The following is a 13,338-nucleotide window of genomic DNA, read 5'->3' as shown; positions in this document are numbered from 1 at the left end:
AATGCCGAAACTCGTGATCACGCTGGACGGAGTCGGTCTCCGGGAGTATGCACTTACGGCCCAGCGCCACACCATCGGGCGCCGTCCGGACAATGACATCCTGCTCGATGACCAGACCGTCAGCTCCGAGCATGCTGCGGTATCCATGGCCGCGGAACCGGCGGTCACCGACCTGGACAGCACCAATGGCACCTTCGTCAACGGGGTTCAGGTGAGTAAACATGCCCTGAAGCACGGCGATACGATCCGCATCGGCCAGCACGAACTGAGATACATCGACGAACGGGCCCAGGACCACACCGCCACTGTCGTACTCTCCGCTCCGGGGACGGGGCCGGCGCAGCTGGAAGTGATCAGTGGCGAGAAGAGCGGTACCGTACTCGAGGTCCGCGACGGACGGGCGACTATCGGCAAACCGGGCGGCCAGGTGGCCCTCGTGATGCGTGAGGCCGACCAGTACCGTCTGCTGCCAATGGGCAAGGGGGCCGGCAAGACAATGGTCAACGGAGTACCGGTCGCGGCCGAAGGTTCGGTACTCAAGCCAGGTGACGAGATTACCATCGCCGGCACCCGGATGCGGTTCCGGGAGGTGCCGGCATGAGCGCGATCGAAGAGCCGCGGCGCAGTCTGGTGGTTCGGCTGGGTGGGGTCACGGTACGTGAGTACCCCCTGGAGAACACGCGCCTGACCATCGGCCGCCGCTCCGATAACCAGTTGCAGCTGGACGATTCGGCAGTCAGCGGGGTTCATGCAGAGATATTGCTGGAACCTAGCCCTTTTCTCGAGGGTTATCGCGAGCCGTACCTGGTCGACATCGGCAGCACCAACGGGACCACGGTCAACGGCAGTCGCATCGATCGCTACCGTCTGATCCCCGGTGACCGGATTCGTATCGGTGCCCACGAACTGCTGTATCAGGAGGAGGGGGGGATGGACCAGACCGTGATCCTGATCCCCGATGCCGAGGACTGAAGTCAACCACGGGGGGACACCGGATTTGAACCGAAAAAAGTTCTGCCCCCCCCCGGTGGTTGACCATTGCCGACAGAAAAAGCTGTTTCCCCGTGCTCCCCGTGTCCCCCATGGTTACAAACTGCACCCTCGCTTGAGGCCCGCTTCCGCGCCGATCGCCCGCAGTGGTAGACTCCCCAGTATTTCCAGTATGCGAGGTAACCATGGCCGGACACAGCAAGTGGGCCAATATCAAACACCGCAAGGCGGCCCAGGATGCCAAACGGGGCAAGATCTTCACCAAGCTGATCCGTGAGATCACCGTCTCCGCCAAGACGGGTGGCGGCGATCCGGATGCCAATCCGCGCCTGCGGGCCGCGATCGACAACGCCCTTTCCAACAACATGACCAAAGACACCATCGACCGGGCCATCAAGCGCGGTTCGGGGGACATGGAGGGGGAGAACTACGAAGAGGTCCGCTACGAGGGCTACGGTCCCAACGGGGTGGCGATCATGGTCGATTGCCTGACCGATAACCGTAACCGCACGGTCTCCGAGGTACGCCACGCCTTCACCAAGGCCGGCGGTAATCTGGGGACGGATGGTTCCGTGGCATACCTGTTTACCAAGCAGGGCATTCTCACCTACCCGCAAGGGACCGACGAAGAGGCGGTGATGGAGGCGGCCCTTGAGGCCGGAGCCGAAGATATCGCCACCAACGAGGATGGCTCCATCGATGTGGTGACTACGCCCGAGGAGTTCCTGAACGTCAAGGAGGCGATGGTCAAGGCGGGGCTCCAGCCGCAGATCGCCGATGTGACCCAGCAGCCTTCGACCACCGTGGACCTCGAACTGGAGGATGCGGAAAAGGTCCTGCGGCTGGTGGACGTACTCGACGACCTGGATGACGTGCAGAATGTCTACAGCAATGCCGACTTCTCCGATGAAGTCATCGAGCAGTTACAGTAGCTAGTGGCTAGTTGCTAGTTGCTAGTGGCTAGTGGCTAGTGGCTAGTGGCGAGTGGCGAGTGGCGAGTGGCGAGTGGCTAGTGGCGAGTTGCTAGTTATGAGTTGTGAATAGCGAGGAGGAGGCATATGAGTACTGGCACTGCCGTGCGAGCCGGGTTTCCTAGCTACTCGCTACTCGCTACTCGCCACTGGTGTTATTAGCGAGGAGGAGGCATATGAGTACTGGCACTGCCGTGCGAGCCGGGTTTCCTAGCTACTCGCTACTCGCTACTCGCCACTGGTGTTATTAGCGAGGAGGAGGCATATGAGTCCTGGAACTGCCGTGCGAGCCGGGTTTCCTGGCTACTCGCTACTCGCTACTCGCCACTGGTTGTTATGCGCATCTTAGGGATCGACCCCGGCTCGCGCATCACCGGCTTTGGCATCATCGAGCGGGTGGGGGGTCGGGTAGCCTATGTGGAGAGCGGCTGTATCCGTGCCGGTACCGGCGAGTTTTCCGGGCGGCTCAAGGTGATTTTCGACTCGGTACGTGATGTGGTGGCCATCTATCGGCCCGAACAAGTTGCGGTGGAGCGGGTTTTCATGCACAAAAACCCCGATTCGGCCCTCAAATTGGGCCACGCCCGCGGGGCGGCTCTTTGCGCATTGATGATGGAAGGGTTGAAAGTGAGTGAATACACACCTGCCGAGATCAAGCAGGCGACCGTTGGCAAGGGGAATGCTACGAAGGCTCAGGTCCAGCATATGATTCAGGCGCTGCTGAAGCTTCCCGGTATTCCCCGGGAGGACGCCGCGGATGCTCTGGCAGTGGCGCTTTGCCATCTGCACACCGGTCAGACCCTGGGGCGCATCAACCGCTCGGCGGCGCTGACTGGAGGGCGGCGGCGATGATCGGACGCCTGCGTGGCCTGCTGGCCGAGAAACAGCCACCACAATTGCTGATGGATGTGAATGGTGTGGGCTACGAAATCGAAGCGCCCATGAGCACCTTTTATCAGCTCCCTGCCCTGGGTAGCGAGATGGTCCTCTACACCCATCTGGTGGTACGCGATGATGCCCATCTGCTGTTCGGGTTCGCCTCCGAGACGGAGCGGCGCCTGTTTCGAACCCTGATCAAGGTCAATGGCGTGGGGGCCAAGCTGGCACTGACCATTCTCTCCGGCATCAGCGCCGATGAATTCGCCCGCTGCATCCAGGATGACGACACTGCTTCGCTGGTGCGGCTGCCTGGTGTAGGCAAGAAAACCGCCGAGCGGCTCATTGTCGAGATGCGGGACCGCCTCAATGACTGGCAGATACCCGGCGGCGTCCACATCGAAGCCGTGGCGAGTGCAGGCCAGGGTTCGGTCAGCGGCGGCATCAAGGATGCCATCGCCGCCCTGGTATCCCTCGGTTACAAGCCGCAGGAGGCCAGCCGGCTCATCTCGAAAGTCGAGACCGAAGGCCTCGACTCGGAGGCACTTATCCGCGCAGCCTTGAAGCAGGCGGTAAGCCGATAGCCCGGTATGCAGGTTTCCGTTCGGGTACCAGCAGATCCTGTGCGGCCGATGCACTCCGCGGGCTTCAATATGTACCGTGCACCGTGGAGCGTGGCTGGAGAGACAGGTGCAGAACCTGGGTTTGCGGATCTGGAAGCGGTTTTTTTGCCTTGCGCTCTTTGCGCCTTATCGTTGAGTCCCGTTGATGATTGAAACCGACCGGTTGATTGCAGGCGTTCCGCAGGTGGAGGAGGAGGTCCAGGACCGGGCTATTCGGCCCCGGCGGCTGGCAGAGTATGTCGGTCAGCAGGCAGTCCGGGACCAGATGGAGATTTTCATCCATGCCGCCAGGGGACGCAACGAGGCGCTCGATCACGTCCTGCTGTTCGGACCTCCGGGTCTGGGCAAGACCACTCTGGCACACATCATCGCCAACGAACTGGGCGTCAACCTGCGTCAGACGTCCGGACCCGTGCTGGAGAAACCGGGCGATCTGGCGGCCCTGCTGACCAACCTGGAACCTCATGATGTCCTGTTTGTGGATGAAATCCACCGCCTCTCTCCGGTGGTGGAGGAGGTCCTCTATCCGGCGATGGAGGATTACCAGATCGATATCATGATCGGCGAGGGGCCGGCCGCGCGCTCCATCAAGCTCGATCTGCCGCCCTTTACTCTGATTGGTGCGACCACTCGTGCCGGTCTTCTGACATCCCCACTTCGTGACCGCTTCGGCATCGTGCAGCGGCTCGAGTTTTATAATGCGGGGGAGCTGGAAACCATCGTTTCGCGTTCGGCGGAGATCCTGGGGGTCGCCATCGACGGTAGTGGCGCCCTGGAGATCGCGCGCCGCTCCCGTGGTACTCCACGCATCGCCAATCGCCTGCTTCGGCGGGTGCGGGACTATGCGGAAGTGAAGTCGGACGGCAGGATTACCGACGATGTTTCCACCCGCGCGCTGGACATGCTGGACGTGGATGTAAACGGCTTCGATATGCTGGATCGCAAGTTGCTTCTGGCCATTATCGACAAGTTCGACGGTGGCCCGGTCGGGCTGGACAATGTGGCGGCGGCCATCGGCGAGGAGCGGGGGACCATCGAGGATGTGCTGGAGCCCTTTCTGATTCAGCAGGGCTTCCTGATGCGTACGCCCCGCGGGCGCCTGGCGACCTCCAGCGCCTACCTGCATTTCGGGCTGAAGCCGCCTCAAACTGCCGAGGCGCAGCGTCAGCGGGACATGGACCTGTTCGGGCAGGGAGAGTCGGACGGTGAGTGATTTCGTGTTTCCGGTACGGGTCTACTACGAGGACACCGATGCCGGCGGGGTGGTGTATTACGCCAACTACCTGAAATTCATGGAGCGGGCGCGAACCGAGTGGCTACGTGAACTGGGCTTTGAACAGGATGTATTGCGGGAGGACGAGGGCATTCTGTTTGCGGTGCGTTCCGTCCGGGTGGACTACCTGCGGCCTGCAATGTTCAATGACCAGCTGGCTGTGAGTGCAGAGGTCGTGGGGCAGCGGGGTGTATGCCTGACGTTTCGTCAGGAAGTCAGGCGCGGGACTGAAACCTTGTGCCGGGGCGAAGTGACCATCGTGAGCATCGATGCCTGTACCATGAAGCCGCGGCGCATCCCCCGGGCCGTGATGGAGCGCCTGAGCGTCAGTGACTGACAAACGACTTATCGAGCTGAAACGAAAAGACCGGATTATCGAACTATGAATCCTGAAATGTCCCTTATCAGCCTGTTTGCCGAGGCCAGCATGCTGGTGCAGCTGGTGATGCTGCTGCTGTTGATCGCATCGCTCGTCTCCTGGGCGGTCATCTATCGGAAATGGCAGGTGCTGCGGGGCGCGCAGGCCGAGGCGGCGACCTTCGAAAAGCGTTTCTGGTCCGGTATCGACCTGGTCGAACTCTACAAGCAGATTGCCAAACGGCGCGATGGGCTGAGCGGGACCTCGGCCCTGTTCGAGGCCGGTTTTGCGGAGTTCGCCCGGTTGCGCAAGCAGGGGGTCGAACCCGAATTCATCGTCGAGGGCGCACAGCGGACCATGCGGGTGACCCTGCGCCGCGAGATGGACCGCCTGGAAGGCAATCTGGCTTTTCTCGCTACCGTAGGCTCCACCAGCCCCTACGTGGGCCTGTTCGGGACGGTCTGGGGAATCATGAACTCGTTTCGCGCCCTGGGGACTGCCCAGCATGCGACCCTGTCGATGGTGGCTCCGGGAATCGCCGAGGCGCTGATCGCGACCGCCATGGGGCTGTTCGCGGCCATTCCGGCTGTAATCGCCTACAACCGCTACAGCAACGACCTGGATCGGCTCGAGAGCCGTTTCGACTCCTTCCAGGAAGAATTCACCACTCTGTTGCAGCGCCAGGCCCACAACCGCGGAGGTTGACAACGTATGCCCCGGCAGCGACGCAAGCGGATGGCGGAGATCAACGTCGTCCCATACATTGACGTAATGCTGGTCCTGCTGGTGATCTTCATGATCACCGCGCCTATGCTCACCCAGGGGGTCAAGGTGGATCTGCCGCGTGCGGATGCCGAACCGGTCGAGGGCCAGAACGACGCCCCGCTGGTAGTCGCCGTGGATGCCCAGGGTGCCTATCACTTGGAGCACGACACCTCCATCAGTCGTGATCTCGATGCCGAACAGCTCTCCGTGCGGGTGGCCGCCATCCTTCGTCTGAAGCCGAAGACCCCCGTCTACGTCAAGGGGGACGAGAGCGTGGGGTATGGAAAAGTGGTCTATGCCATGGTCCTGCTCCAGAAGGCCGGCGCCTCCGGTGTTGGCCTGCTGACCGAATCGGAATCGGATCGCTGACTATGTGGAGGGAGTGGCTACCCGCTTACGGTTTTTCCATCGCCATCCATCTGGCCCTGGTGGCGCTGCTCGGCATCAGTATGCTGCAATCGCCGTCACCTCCTGCTGCGACTACCCCAACGGTACAGCCAATGGAGGCGGTCGCCGTTGATGCCGGACAGGTGGAGGCGGAACTGGAGAGCCTTCGCGATGATGAGCGCCAGCGTAAAGAAAAGGAAGAGGCGCAGCGCCGCCAGCTGGCGGAAGAGAAACGTCAGGCCGAGGCGGCCCGCAAAAAGGAAGAGGAGAAACTGGCCGCCCTGAAGCGCCAGCGTGCCCAAGAGGAGCAGGAGCGCCAGGCCGCCCTGGAGCGCCAACGTGCCGAGGCGCAGCGCCAGCGGCAGGCGGAACAGGAGCGCCTTGAAAAGCAAAAGGCGGAGCAGAAGGCGCTGGCCGAAGCGAAGCGCAAGGAGCAGCAGCGCTTGGCCGAGCTGGAGGAGCAACGTAAAATCGAGGCCGAAAAACGCCGCCGCGAGGAAGAGGCGGCCCGCAAGGCGGCCGAGGAGCGCAAGCGCCAGGAGGCGGAGAAGCGCCAGGCCGAGGAGCGCCGTCTCAAAGAGGAGGAGGCGCGCAGGAAGGCCGAAGAGGCACTCAAGCAGAAGATGGCGGCCGCGGCACAGCAGCTGCAATCGGATCGCACGCGCCAGCTCCAAACGGCCGAGGCGGAGTACGTCGACCTGATTGCCGACAAGGTGGGTCGAAAATGGCTACGGCCCTCCGATACGCCCGATGACTTTTCCTGTAAGGTCATGGTCCATCAGATTCCCGGCGGCGAGGTGGTCGAGGCACAAGTGGTGGAGAGTTGCGGCAGCGCAGCTCTGGATCGTTCGGTAGAGGCCGCAGTGAGAAAGGCCTCGCCACTCCCCGAGCCGCCGGACCCGGACGTTTTTGATCGCGAAATCGTATTCACCTTCAAACCAGGGAGATAAAGTTGCTGGCAAAACGTTTGCTCTTATTGCTGCTGCTGATTGTGCCGGCACTGGTCCAGGCGCGGCTGGAGGTCACCGTCACCGGCGGCGCTGAAGGCGCACTGCCGATCGCCATCGTGCCCTTCGGCTGGGACGGCGATGAGGTGCTCAGCGAGGATATCGCCGCCATCATCAAGACAGATCTTGCAGGCAGCGGTCGTTTCGCACCTCTATCGAACGAGCAGCTGGCAGGGCGGCCGGTTCACGGCGATGCCATCGATTTTGCGGCCTGGCGCGCGGCGGGGGTCGAGACACTGCTGGTTGGCCAGGTGAAAAACGGCAATGGACGCTATCAGGTCCGGTTCCAGCTCTTTGATGTCCTCCGGGCGAAACAGCTGGCGGGCTACGCAATTCCTTCCCGTGGGCCGCTGTTGCGTCGCACTGCTCACCAAATCAGTGACCTCGTGTATGAGGAGCTCACTGGCGAGCGCGGCGCCTTCAATACTCATATCACCTATGTCACCGTGGAAGATATCGCCGAGGGCGAGCGCCGTTTCCGGCTGGCGGTGGCGGATGCCGACGGCTTCAACGAACAGACCATCCTTACTTCCAAACAGCCGCTCATGTCTCCGGCCTGGTCGCCCGATGGTAAGCAGCTGGCCTATGTTTCCTTCGAGGCCCGCCGCTCGGTGGTCTATGTACAGAACGTCATCAGTGGCAAGCGGGAGAAGGTGGCCGAGTATGACGGTATCAATTCGGCGCCTGCCTGGAGTCCCGACGGGCGGCGTCTGGCACTTACCCTGTCGAAAGATGGCAATCCGGAAATCTATATTCTCGATCTCCGCACCCGTGCGCTGACGCGGATCACCCGACACTCGGCGATAGATACCGAGCCGACCTGGATGCCGGATGGAAATGCTCTTCTGTTTACCTCTGATCGTGGCGGTAGGCCGCAAATCTACCGGGTCGCTACGGGGTCGCAGGGTACCGTGGGTCGTCCGCAGCGGATCAGTTTCGAGGGCCGTTACAATGCGAGGCCCAGTGTGTCACCGGATGGCCGCAATCTGGTCATGGTCCATCAGTCCCGCAGCGGCTTCCAGATTGCCGTGCAGAACCTGGAGACGGGGAATCTGCGGATTTTGACCGATTCCCGACTGGACGAGTCGCCCAGCTTCGCACCCAATGGCCGGATGATCATCTTCGCCACCGAAAGGAGAGGACGTGGCGTGCTGGAGGCGATCTCGGTCGATGGAAGCGCCCGCCAGCGTCTGGACCTGACCGGGTTCGATGTCAGGGAACCCGCCTGGTCACCTTTCTTTGCAGAATAGAGGATTTGAATATGAAACAGGTTTGGTTTTGGGGAGTGCTGGCTTCGAGTGTTCTTGTTTCCGGTTGCGCAGGCGTCGCCGAACGCGGTGATGGCGGTGAAGACGTTGTCATCGAAGATATTGACGACCGGGCTGCGGCTGACGATGCCCGGGCCGCGGGTGCACGAATGGATGGTACATTCGAAGGTAGTCCGCTGGACGACCCGGAAAGCCCATTATCGCAACGGGTGTTCTACTTCGATTTCGACAGCAGCGAATTGTCCGAATCCGATCGCGATGCCCTGGTTGCTCATGGCCGCTTTCTCGCCTCCAATCCGGAGGTTTCCGTAGCAGTGGAGGGGCATACCGACGAGCGCGGTACTCGTGAATACAACCTGGCACTGGGGGAGCGGCGCGCTCAGGCAGTGGAGCGGCTCCTGTCTTTACAGGCGGCGGCTGAAGACCAGCTGCAGGTGATCAGTTTCGGCGAGGAGAGCCCGGCCGCCATGGGTCACGATGAAGAAGCCTGGTCCCTGAATCGCCGGGTCGAATTGCTCTATTCGGGATATTGATATGATCAAGCTGCGCTACCTGATCCCCTTCGTGCTGCTCACCGCCCTACCGGTTCAGGCGGCCGAGCGAAACGATTTGCAAGACCGGGTTCAGCGGCTCGAGAGATTGATGGAGAGCCAGTCGCTGATGGAGATGCTGACCCGGATCGACCGCCAGCAGCGGGAGCTTGCCTTGGTCCGTGGTGAGCTGGAAGAGGTGAGCCACGAGCTCGAATCCCTCAAGAAACGCCAGCGCGACCTCTACCTGGATACCGACCGGCGGCTGTCGCGTCTGGAGCGGGAGGGTATCCCGACTGCTGGCGTGGACGCCAGATCGCAAGTCGGGCCCGATAGCGAAACCGGTACCGGAGCGGCAAAGCCGGAGCAGGGCGTGAAGGGCCCGAGCACCGCTGAACTGGCTGCCGAGCGACAGGCCTATCAGGAAGCCTTCGATATCCTTCGGGAGCTGCGCTATGAGCAGGCGATCGACGCCTTTGAAAACTTTCTGGAGCAGCACCCGGATGGTCGCTACGCTCACATCGCCCAATACTGGTTGGGAGAGGCCAGCTATGCCCGGCGTGATTTCGACAAGGCGATCACCGCCTATCGCGCCCTGGTGGATAATCACGCCAAGAGCCCCAAGGTGGCAGAGGCTCTATTGAAGATCGGCTACAGCTATCACGAGCTAGAGCAGGATGGGAAGGCGCGACCGGTTCTTGAACAGCTGGTCAATGGCTACCCGGGGACCACCGAGGCGGACCAGGCGCAGAATCTGCTGAAGCGCCTCGGCAAGCAGGGCGGCTGATCACCTTAATGGCAGGGGCCTCCCGCACCACGCTGCGGATCACCGAGATATTTTTGTCCCTGCAGGGTGAGGCCCGTGACGCGGGCTGGCCCACCCTGTTCGTGCGTCTGACCGGCTGCCCGCTGCGTTGCACGTACTGTGATACCTCCTACGCATTCACCGGTGGCCATACCATGACCCTGGATGCCATCATGGAAGAGGTGAAGCAGGTCGCAGCTTCGCGGGGATATGGTGAGGTGCGGCATGTCTGTGTCACCGGGGGTGAACCGCTGGCCCAACGGGGCTGTCTGGAACTCCTCGCCAGACTCTGTGATGCCGATTATCAGGTTTCACTGGAAACCAGCGGCGCCCTTGATGTGTCCAATGTCGATGTGCGGGTGGTGCGCGTGATGGACCTGAAAACGCCCGGGTCCGGCGAGCAGAGCAAAAACCGCTGGGAAAACCTGAAGCTCCTGACTGGCAGCGATCAGGTAAAATTCGTGATCGCCGACCGTAATGATTACGAATGGGCTCGTGCGGTGATCAAGCGCTATCGAATCGCTGATCGTTGCGAGGTTCTGTTTTCGCCAGTATTCGGCCGGTTCGAACCGCGCCAGCTGGCGGACTGGATTATCGAAGATCGCCTTCCGGTCCGATTCCAGATCCAGCTGCACAAGCTGCTGTGGAATGACGAGGCGGGCCGTTAAATCACACCCATTGCAAATGGGTGTAACCGTTCGCTGAGAAGAGTCGCTGGATGGACAAGAAATCAGTTCCTGCCATGACAGATCCTTTCGCGATCTTGGCGGTGAATTTGGCTGTGGCCAGTCTATGAATAGTCTCCCCAAAAAAGCGGTTGCCCTTCTCTCCGGCGGACTGGACTCCGCCACCTCGCTGGCGATGGCCCGCGACCAGGGCTTCGAGTGCTATGCCCTCAGCTTTGACTACGGGCAGCGGCACCGGATCGAACTGGAGGCCTCCCGGCGGGTGGGGCAGAGCCTGGGGGTGCGGGAGCATCGCATCTTCACGCTCGATTTGCGGCAGTTCGGAGGCTCCGCCCTGACCGATGACCGCATTGAGGTACCGCAGGGGCCCTCGGAGGGTATACCTGTCACCTATGTCCCGGCACGTAACACCATATTCCTCTCTCTGGCGCTGGGTTGGGCCGAGGTGCTGGGTGCTCTGGACCTCTTTATCGGCGTTAATGCCGTCGATTATTCGGGGTATCCGGATTGCCGCCCGGAATTTATCGATGCCTTCCAAAAGACCGCCAATCTGGCCACCAGGGCCGGGGCCGAAGGTCAATGCTTTTCCATTCACGCACCGCTCGTTTCCATGACCAAGGCGGAGATCATCGCCACCGGCCACAGGTTGGGTGTGGATTATGGATTGACATTGTCCTGTTATAATCCGGATTTCGGCGGAAACGCCTGTGGTATCTGTGATTCCTGTCGGCTGCGTGCGGCCGGTTTCCATGAGGCGGGCGTTCCCGATCCGACGCCTTATAAAACATAATGATATTCCTATCGGGCTATTGTGCGGACATGCACGGCTCCCGAAGATATAAGGAACACCACTGGAGGAGAGAACATTGTTATTCGAAAATTTTTCCCAGGCGCATCAGGCGCTGCTTTTGGGAGCCTTCGGTCTCGCACTCATCATGGGAGCTGTCGTCAACAAGACGAACTTCTGCACTATGGGTGCCGTCTCCGACGCAGTCAATATGGGCGACTGGGGCCGCATGCGCTCCTGGATGTTCGCTATTGCCATTGCACTGCTCGGTGTGACCGGACTCGAAGCGGTTGGCCTGGTCCAGGCCGACGGATCCTTCCCTCCCTATCGTTCGGGGAACCTGATTTGGGCCGAAAATATCCTTGGCGGGCTGCTGTTCGGGATCGGGATGACGCTCGCTTCGGGTTGTGGCAACAAGACGCTGATCCGCATCGGCGGCGGCAATCTGAAGTCCGTAATGGTGTTCGGTGTCATCGCCGTGATTGCCTACTTCATGATTAATCCGCTCCCGGGCAGTGACCAGACGCTGATGTCGCTGCTGTTCCTCGACTGGATTCGGCCACTGGCGGTCAATCTGGAGGGTGGACAGCAGGACCTGGGTACTATTCTGGCCGGTGTCGAGGGTGCCGGAGATGCGCGCCTGTGGATAGGTATTGCTCTGGGGGTGCTGCTGCTCGGTTTTGCATTCAAGTCCGCCGATTTCCGCGGCAGCCTCGATAACGTACTCGGCGGTCTCGTCGTTGGCGTCGCGATCGTCGGCGCCTGGTATGTGAGCTCTAACATCAGCCTCACTTTCGAGGATTCGTTTGAAGGTGAAATGACCGTCTCGGTCAGTGAGTTTCTTGACCCGGCCAAGACCCACTGGGACATGAACGATGCTGTTCACGAGGGGTGGGATGCCAAGCCCAGCAGTTCGGCGTTCAATCCGCAGTCCTACACCTTCATCAATCCGATGGGACAAACGCTAGGTTATGCCTCCGATGGGTTCGCCAAGACCGCCCTGACCTTCGGTGTGGTCGCGGTCCTGGGTGTGGTCGCCGGCTCTTTCATTTGGGCCATTCTCAGTGGCGGTTTCCGATTCGAGTGGTTCGCGTCGATTCGTGATTTCATGAACCACTTCATCGGCGCCATATTGATGGGGTTCGGTGGTGTACTGGCTATGGGGTGCACTATTGGACAAGGCATCACCGGTTTCTCCACGCTCGCGGTGGGTTCGATGATGGCTCTGGCCTCGATCATCTTTGGTAGCGCGCTAACCATGAAAATCCAGTACTACAAAATGGTTTACGAGGATGAAGCGACTTTCCCGAAGGCCTTGGTAACCGCTCTGGCTGACATGCGTCTGGTTCCCAATGCCATGCGCAAGCTCGAGGCCATTTAAGCGCAAAACGGTCGCGTACCGGGCTTGCCTTTTTTGGCGAGTCCGGTACTATATGCCGCCTCTCACGGGCCGTTAGCTCAGTTGGTAGAGCATCTGACTTTTAATCAGGTGGTCGTTGGTTCGATTCCAACACGGCCCACCAATCAGTGCTTACGGATTGAAAAAAGGGTTACAAGGATAACCCTTTTTTCATTCTCCGGGGTTCATCGGAATTCGGCGCCGCAAGGGTGATCGATACGGGTTCTGACGAGCAGGAGATGAAAGGTTTTTGAATTAGAGGTTGCATGTTGCGAGTGCAGCCACTAACCTTTCGCTCCTCCCGGAGTACCGGGAGATTATCAGTTGCGGGGTGGAGCAGTACGGTAGCTCGTCGGGCTCATAACCCGAAGGTCGCAGGTTCAAATCCTGCCCCCGCTACCATCTTCAAGAAACGCCGATACGTTCATCCGTGTCGGCGTTTTTTTTTTGCAGGGTCTTTTGGCCGGCTGTTGCTGTCGGTGTTTGCTTTGGTGAATGTTTGGACAAGTTCTTGAAGAGCGGTAAACCGGCTATCCTGAACGGTACTTGCCGAATTTTCTGGGGAGCGGCACCTGTAGGGGATTTTTTCTGCGCGTGACGCCATTATGTTTAT

Annotated in this window: 16 protein-coding genes and 2 tRNA genes; all 18 read left to right on the top strand. The window is 60.4% G+C overall.

From position 1 onward, the window contains the following. The first annotated feature begins 1 nt into the window (after position 1). The 18 genes from BLP65_RS01700 (at position 2) to BLP65_RS01615 (ending at position 13,127) form a co-directional block, all read left to right on the top strand. Positions 2-601, top strand: a complete 600-nt coding sequence (locus BLP65_RS01700) for an FHA domain-containing protein (RefSeq protein ID WP_092991947.1) — start codon at positions 2-4, stop codon at positions 599-601. After that, positions 598-972: an FHA domain-containing protein gene (locus BLP65_RS01695; RefSeq protein ID WP_092991945.1), complete on the top strand. Its 375-nt coding sequence runs from the start codon at positions 598-600 to the stop codon at positions 970-972. Before BLP65_RS01700 ends, BLP65_RS01695 begins: the two co-directional genes overlap by 4 nt. A gap of 203 nt (positions 973-1,175) precedes the next feature. Next, positions 1,176-1,922: a YebC/PmpR family DNA-binding transcriptional regulator gene (locus BLP65_RS01690; RefSeq protein ID WP_092991943.1), complete on the top strand. Its 747-nt coding sequence runs from the start codon at positions 1,176-1,178 to the stop codon at positions 1,920-1,922. A 375-nt stretch (positions 1,923-2,297) separates the two neighbouring features. After that, entirely contained in the window at positions 2,298-2,813 is a 516-nt protein-coding gene (gene ruvC / locus BLP65_RS01685) for a crossover junction endodeoxyribonuclease RuvC (protein WP_092991941.1), read from the top strand. Next, the gene (gene ruvA, locus BLP65_RS01680; protein WP_092991939.1) at positions 2,810-3,421 is read left to right on the top strand and encodes a Holliday junction branch migration protein RuvA; all 612 of its coding nucleotides are present in this window, start codon (positions 2,810-2,812) and stop codon (positions 3,419-3,421) included. Before ruvC ends, ruvA begins: the two co-directional genes overlap by 4 nt. A 187-nt stretch (positions 3,422-3,608) precedes the next feature. Beyond that, on the top strand, positions 3,609-4,673 hold the full coding sequence (gene ruvB / locus BLP65_RS01675) for a Holliday junction branch migration DNA helicase RuvB (protein ID WP_175452407.1): 1,065 nt from the start codon (positions 3,609-3,611) through the stop codon (positions 4,671-4,673). Then, positions 4,666-5,070, top strand: a complete 405-nt coding sequence (gene ybgC, locus BLP65_RS01670; protein ID WP_092991935.1) for a tol-pal system-associated acyl-CoA thioesterase — start codon at positions 4,666-4,668, stop codon at positions 5,068-5,070. Before ruvB ends, ybgC begins: the two co-directional genes overlap by 8 nt. 45 nt (positions 5,071-5,115) lie before the next feature. Next, positions 5,116-5,796, top strand: coding sequence for a protein TolQ (gene tolQ, locus BLP65_RS01665; protein WP_092991933.1), 681 nt, complete (start codon positions 5,116-5,118; stop codon positions 5,794-5,796). A gap of 6 nt (positions 5,797-5,802) precedes the next feature. Next, a complete protein-coding gene (tolR, locus tag BLP65_RS01660; RefSeq protein ID WP_217631866.1) occupies positions 5,803-6,225 on the top strand; it encodes a protein TolR in 423 nt (140 codons plus the stop codon). Positions 6,226-6,227: 2 nt separating this feature from the next. Further along, positions 6,228-7,193 carry a cell envelope integrity protein TolA gene (gene tolA / locus BLP65_RS01655; protein WP_092991931.1) on the top strand — a complete coding sequence of 322 codons (966 nt, stop codon included), beginning with the start codon at positions 6,228-6,230 and terminating at the stop codon, positions 7,191-7,193. Between the two features lie 2 nt (positions 7,194-7,195). Continuing rightward, positions 7,196-8,500: a Tol-Pal system beta propeller repeat protein TolB gene (gene tolB / locus BLP65_RS01650; RefSeq protein WP_317623044.1), complete on the top strand. Its 1,305-nt coding sequence runs from the start codon at positions 7,196-7,198 to the stop codon at positions 8,498-8,500. An 11-nt stretch (positions 8,501-8,511) separates the two neighbouring features. Next, a complete protein-coding gene (gene pal / locus BLP65_RS01645; protein WP_092991927.1) occupies positions 8,512-9,051 on the top strand; it encodes a peptidoglycan-associated lipoprotein Pal in 540 nt (179 codons plus the stop codon). 1 nt (position 9,052) lies between these two features. After that, positions 9,053-9,835 carry a tol-pal system protein YbgF gene (gene ybgF, locus BLP65_RS01640; protein ID WP_092991925.1) on the top strand — a complete coding sequence of 261 codons (783 nt, stop codon included), beginning with the start codon at positions 9,053-9,055 and terminating at the stop codon, positions 9,833-9,835. 8 nt (positions 9,836-9,843) lie between these two features. Next, positions 9,844-10,521 (top strand): 7-carboxy-7-deazaguanine synthase QueE, encoded by a 678-nt coding sequence (gene queE, locus BLP65_RS01635; RefSeq protein ID WP_092991923.1) that lies wholly within the window; start codon positions 9,844-9,846, stop codon positions 10,519-10,521. Between the two features lie 124 nt (positions 10,522-10,645). Continuing rightward, entirely contained in the window at positions 10,646-11,329 is a 684-nt protein-coding gene (queC, locus tag BLP65_RS01630; RefSeq protein ID WP_092991921.1) for a 7-cyano-7-deazaguanine synthase QueC, read from the top strand. Positions 11,330-11,405: 76 nt separating this feature from the next. Next, positions 11,406-12,707 carry a YeeE/YedE family protein gene (locus tag BLP65_RS01625; protein WP_175452395.1) on the top strand — a complete coding sequence of 434 codons (1,302 nt, stop codon included), beginning with the start codon at positions 11,406-11,408 and terminating at the stop codon, positions 12,705-12,707. Positions 12,708-12,773: 66 nt separating this feature from the next. After that, positions 12,774-12,849, top strand: a tRNA-Lys gene (locus tag BLP65_RS01620). Positions 12,850-13,050: 201 nt separating this feature from the next. Further along, positions 13,051-13,127 (top strand) — tRNA-Met (locus BLP65_RS01615). Positions 13,128-13,338 lie beyond the last annotated feature (211 nt).

It is taken from the genome of Thiohalomonas denitrificans (assembly GCF_900102855.1).
GTDB lineage: Bacteria > Pseudomonadota > Gammaproteobacteria > Thiohalomonadales > Thiohalomonadaceae > Thiohalomonas > Thiohalomonas denitrificans.
This window is presented reverse-complemented; position numbering and strand designations above follow the sequence as displayed.

What these genes read in the sequence shown, in the direction of transcription:
- BLP65_RS01700 (WP_092991947.1), top strand. Translation starts at nt 2, where the DNA reads ATGCCGAAACTCGTGATCACGCTGGACGGAGTCGGTCTCCGGGAGTAT.
- BLP65_RS01695 (WP_092991945.1), top strand. Translation starts at nt 598, where the DNA reads ATGAGCGCGATCGAAGAGCCGCGGCGCAGTCTGGTGGTTCGGCTGGGT.
- BLP65_RS01690 (WP_092991943.1), top strand. Translation starts at nt 1,176, where the DNA reads ATGGCCGGACACAGCAAGTGGGCCAATATCAAACACCGCAAGGCGGCC.
- ruvC (WP_092991941.1), top strand. Translation starts at nt 2,298, where the DNA reads ATGCGCATCTTAGGGATCGACCCCGGCTCGCGCATCACCGGCTTTGGC.
- ruvA (WP_092991939.1), top strand. Translation starts at nt 2,810, where the DNA reads ATGATCGGACGCCTGCGTGGCCTGCTGGCCGAGAAACAGCCACCACAA.
- tolQ (WP_092991933.1), top strand. Translation starts at nt 5,116, where the DNA reads ATGAATCCTGAAATGTCCCTTATCAGCCTGTTTGCCGAGGCCAGCATG.
- tolR (WP_217631866.1), top strand. Translation starts at nt 5,803, where the DNA reads ATGCCCCGGCAGCGACGCAAGCGGATGGCGGAGATCAACGTCGTCCCA.
- tolA (WP_092991931.1), top strand. Translation starts at nt 6,228, where the DNA reads ATGTGGAGGGAGTGGCTACCCGCTTACGGTTTTTCCATCGCCATCCAT.
- pal (WP_092991927.1), top strand. Translation starts at nt 8,512, where the DNA reads ATGAAACAGGTTTGGTTTTGGGGAGTGCTGGCTTCGAGTGTTCTTGTT.
- ybgF (WP_092991925.1), top strand. Translation starts at nt 9,053, where the DNA reads ATGATCAAGCTGCGCTACCTGATCCCCTTCGTGCTGCTCACCGCCCTA.
- queE (WP_092991923.1), top strand. Translation starts at nt 9,844, where the DNA reads ATGGCAGGGGCCTCCCGCACCACGCTGCGGATCACCGAGATATTTTTG.
- queC (WP_092991921.1), top strand. Translation starts at nt 10,646, where the DNA reads ATGAATAGTCTCCCCAAAAAAGCGGTTGCCCTTCTCTCCGGCGGACTG.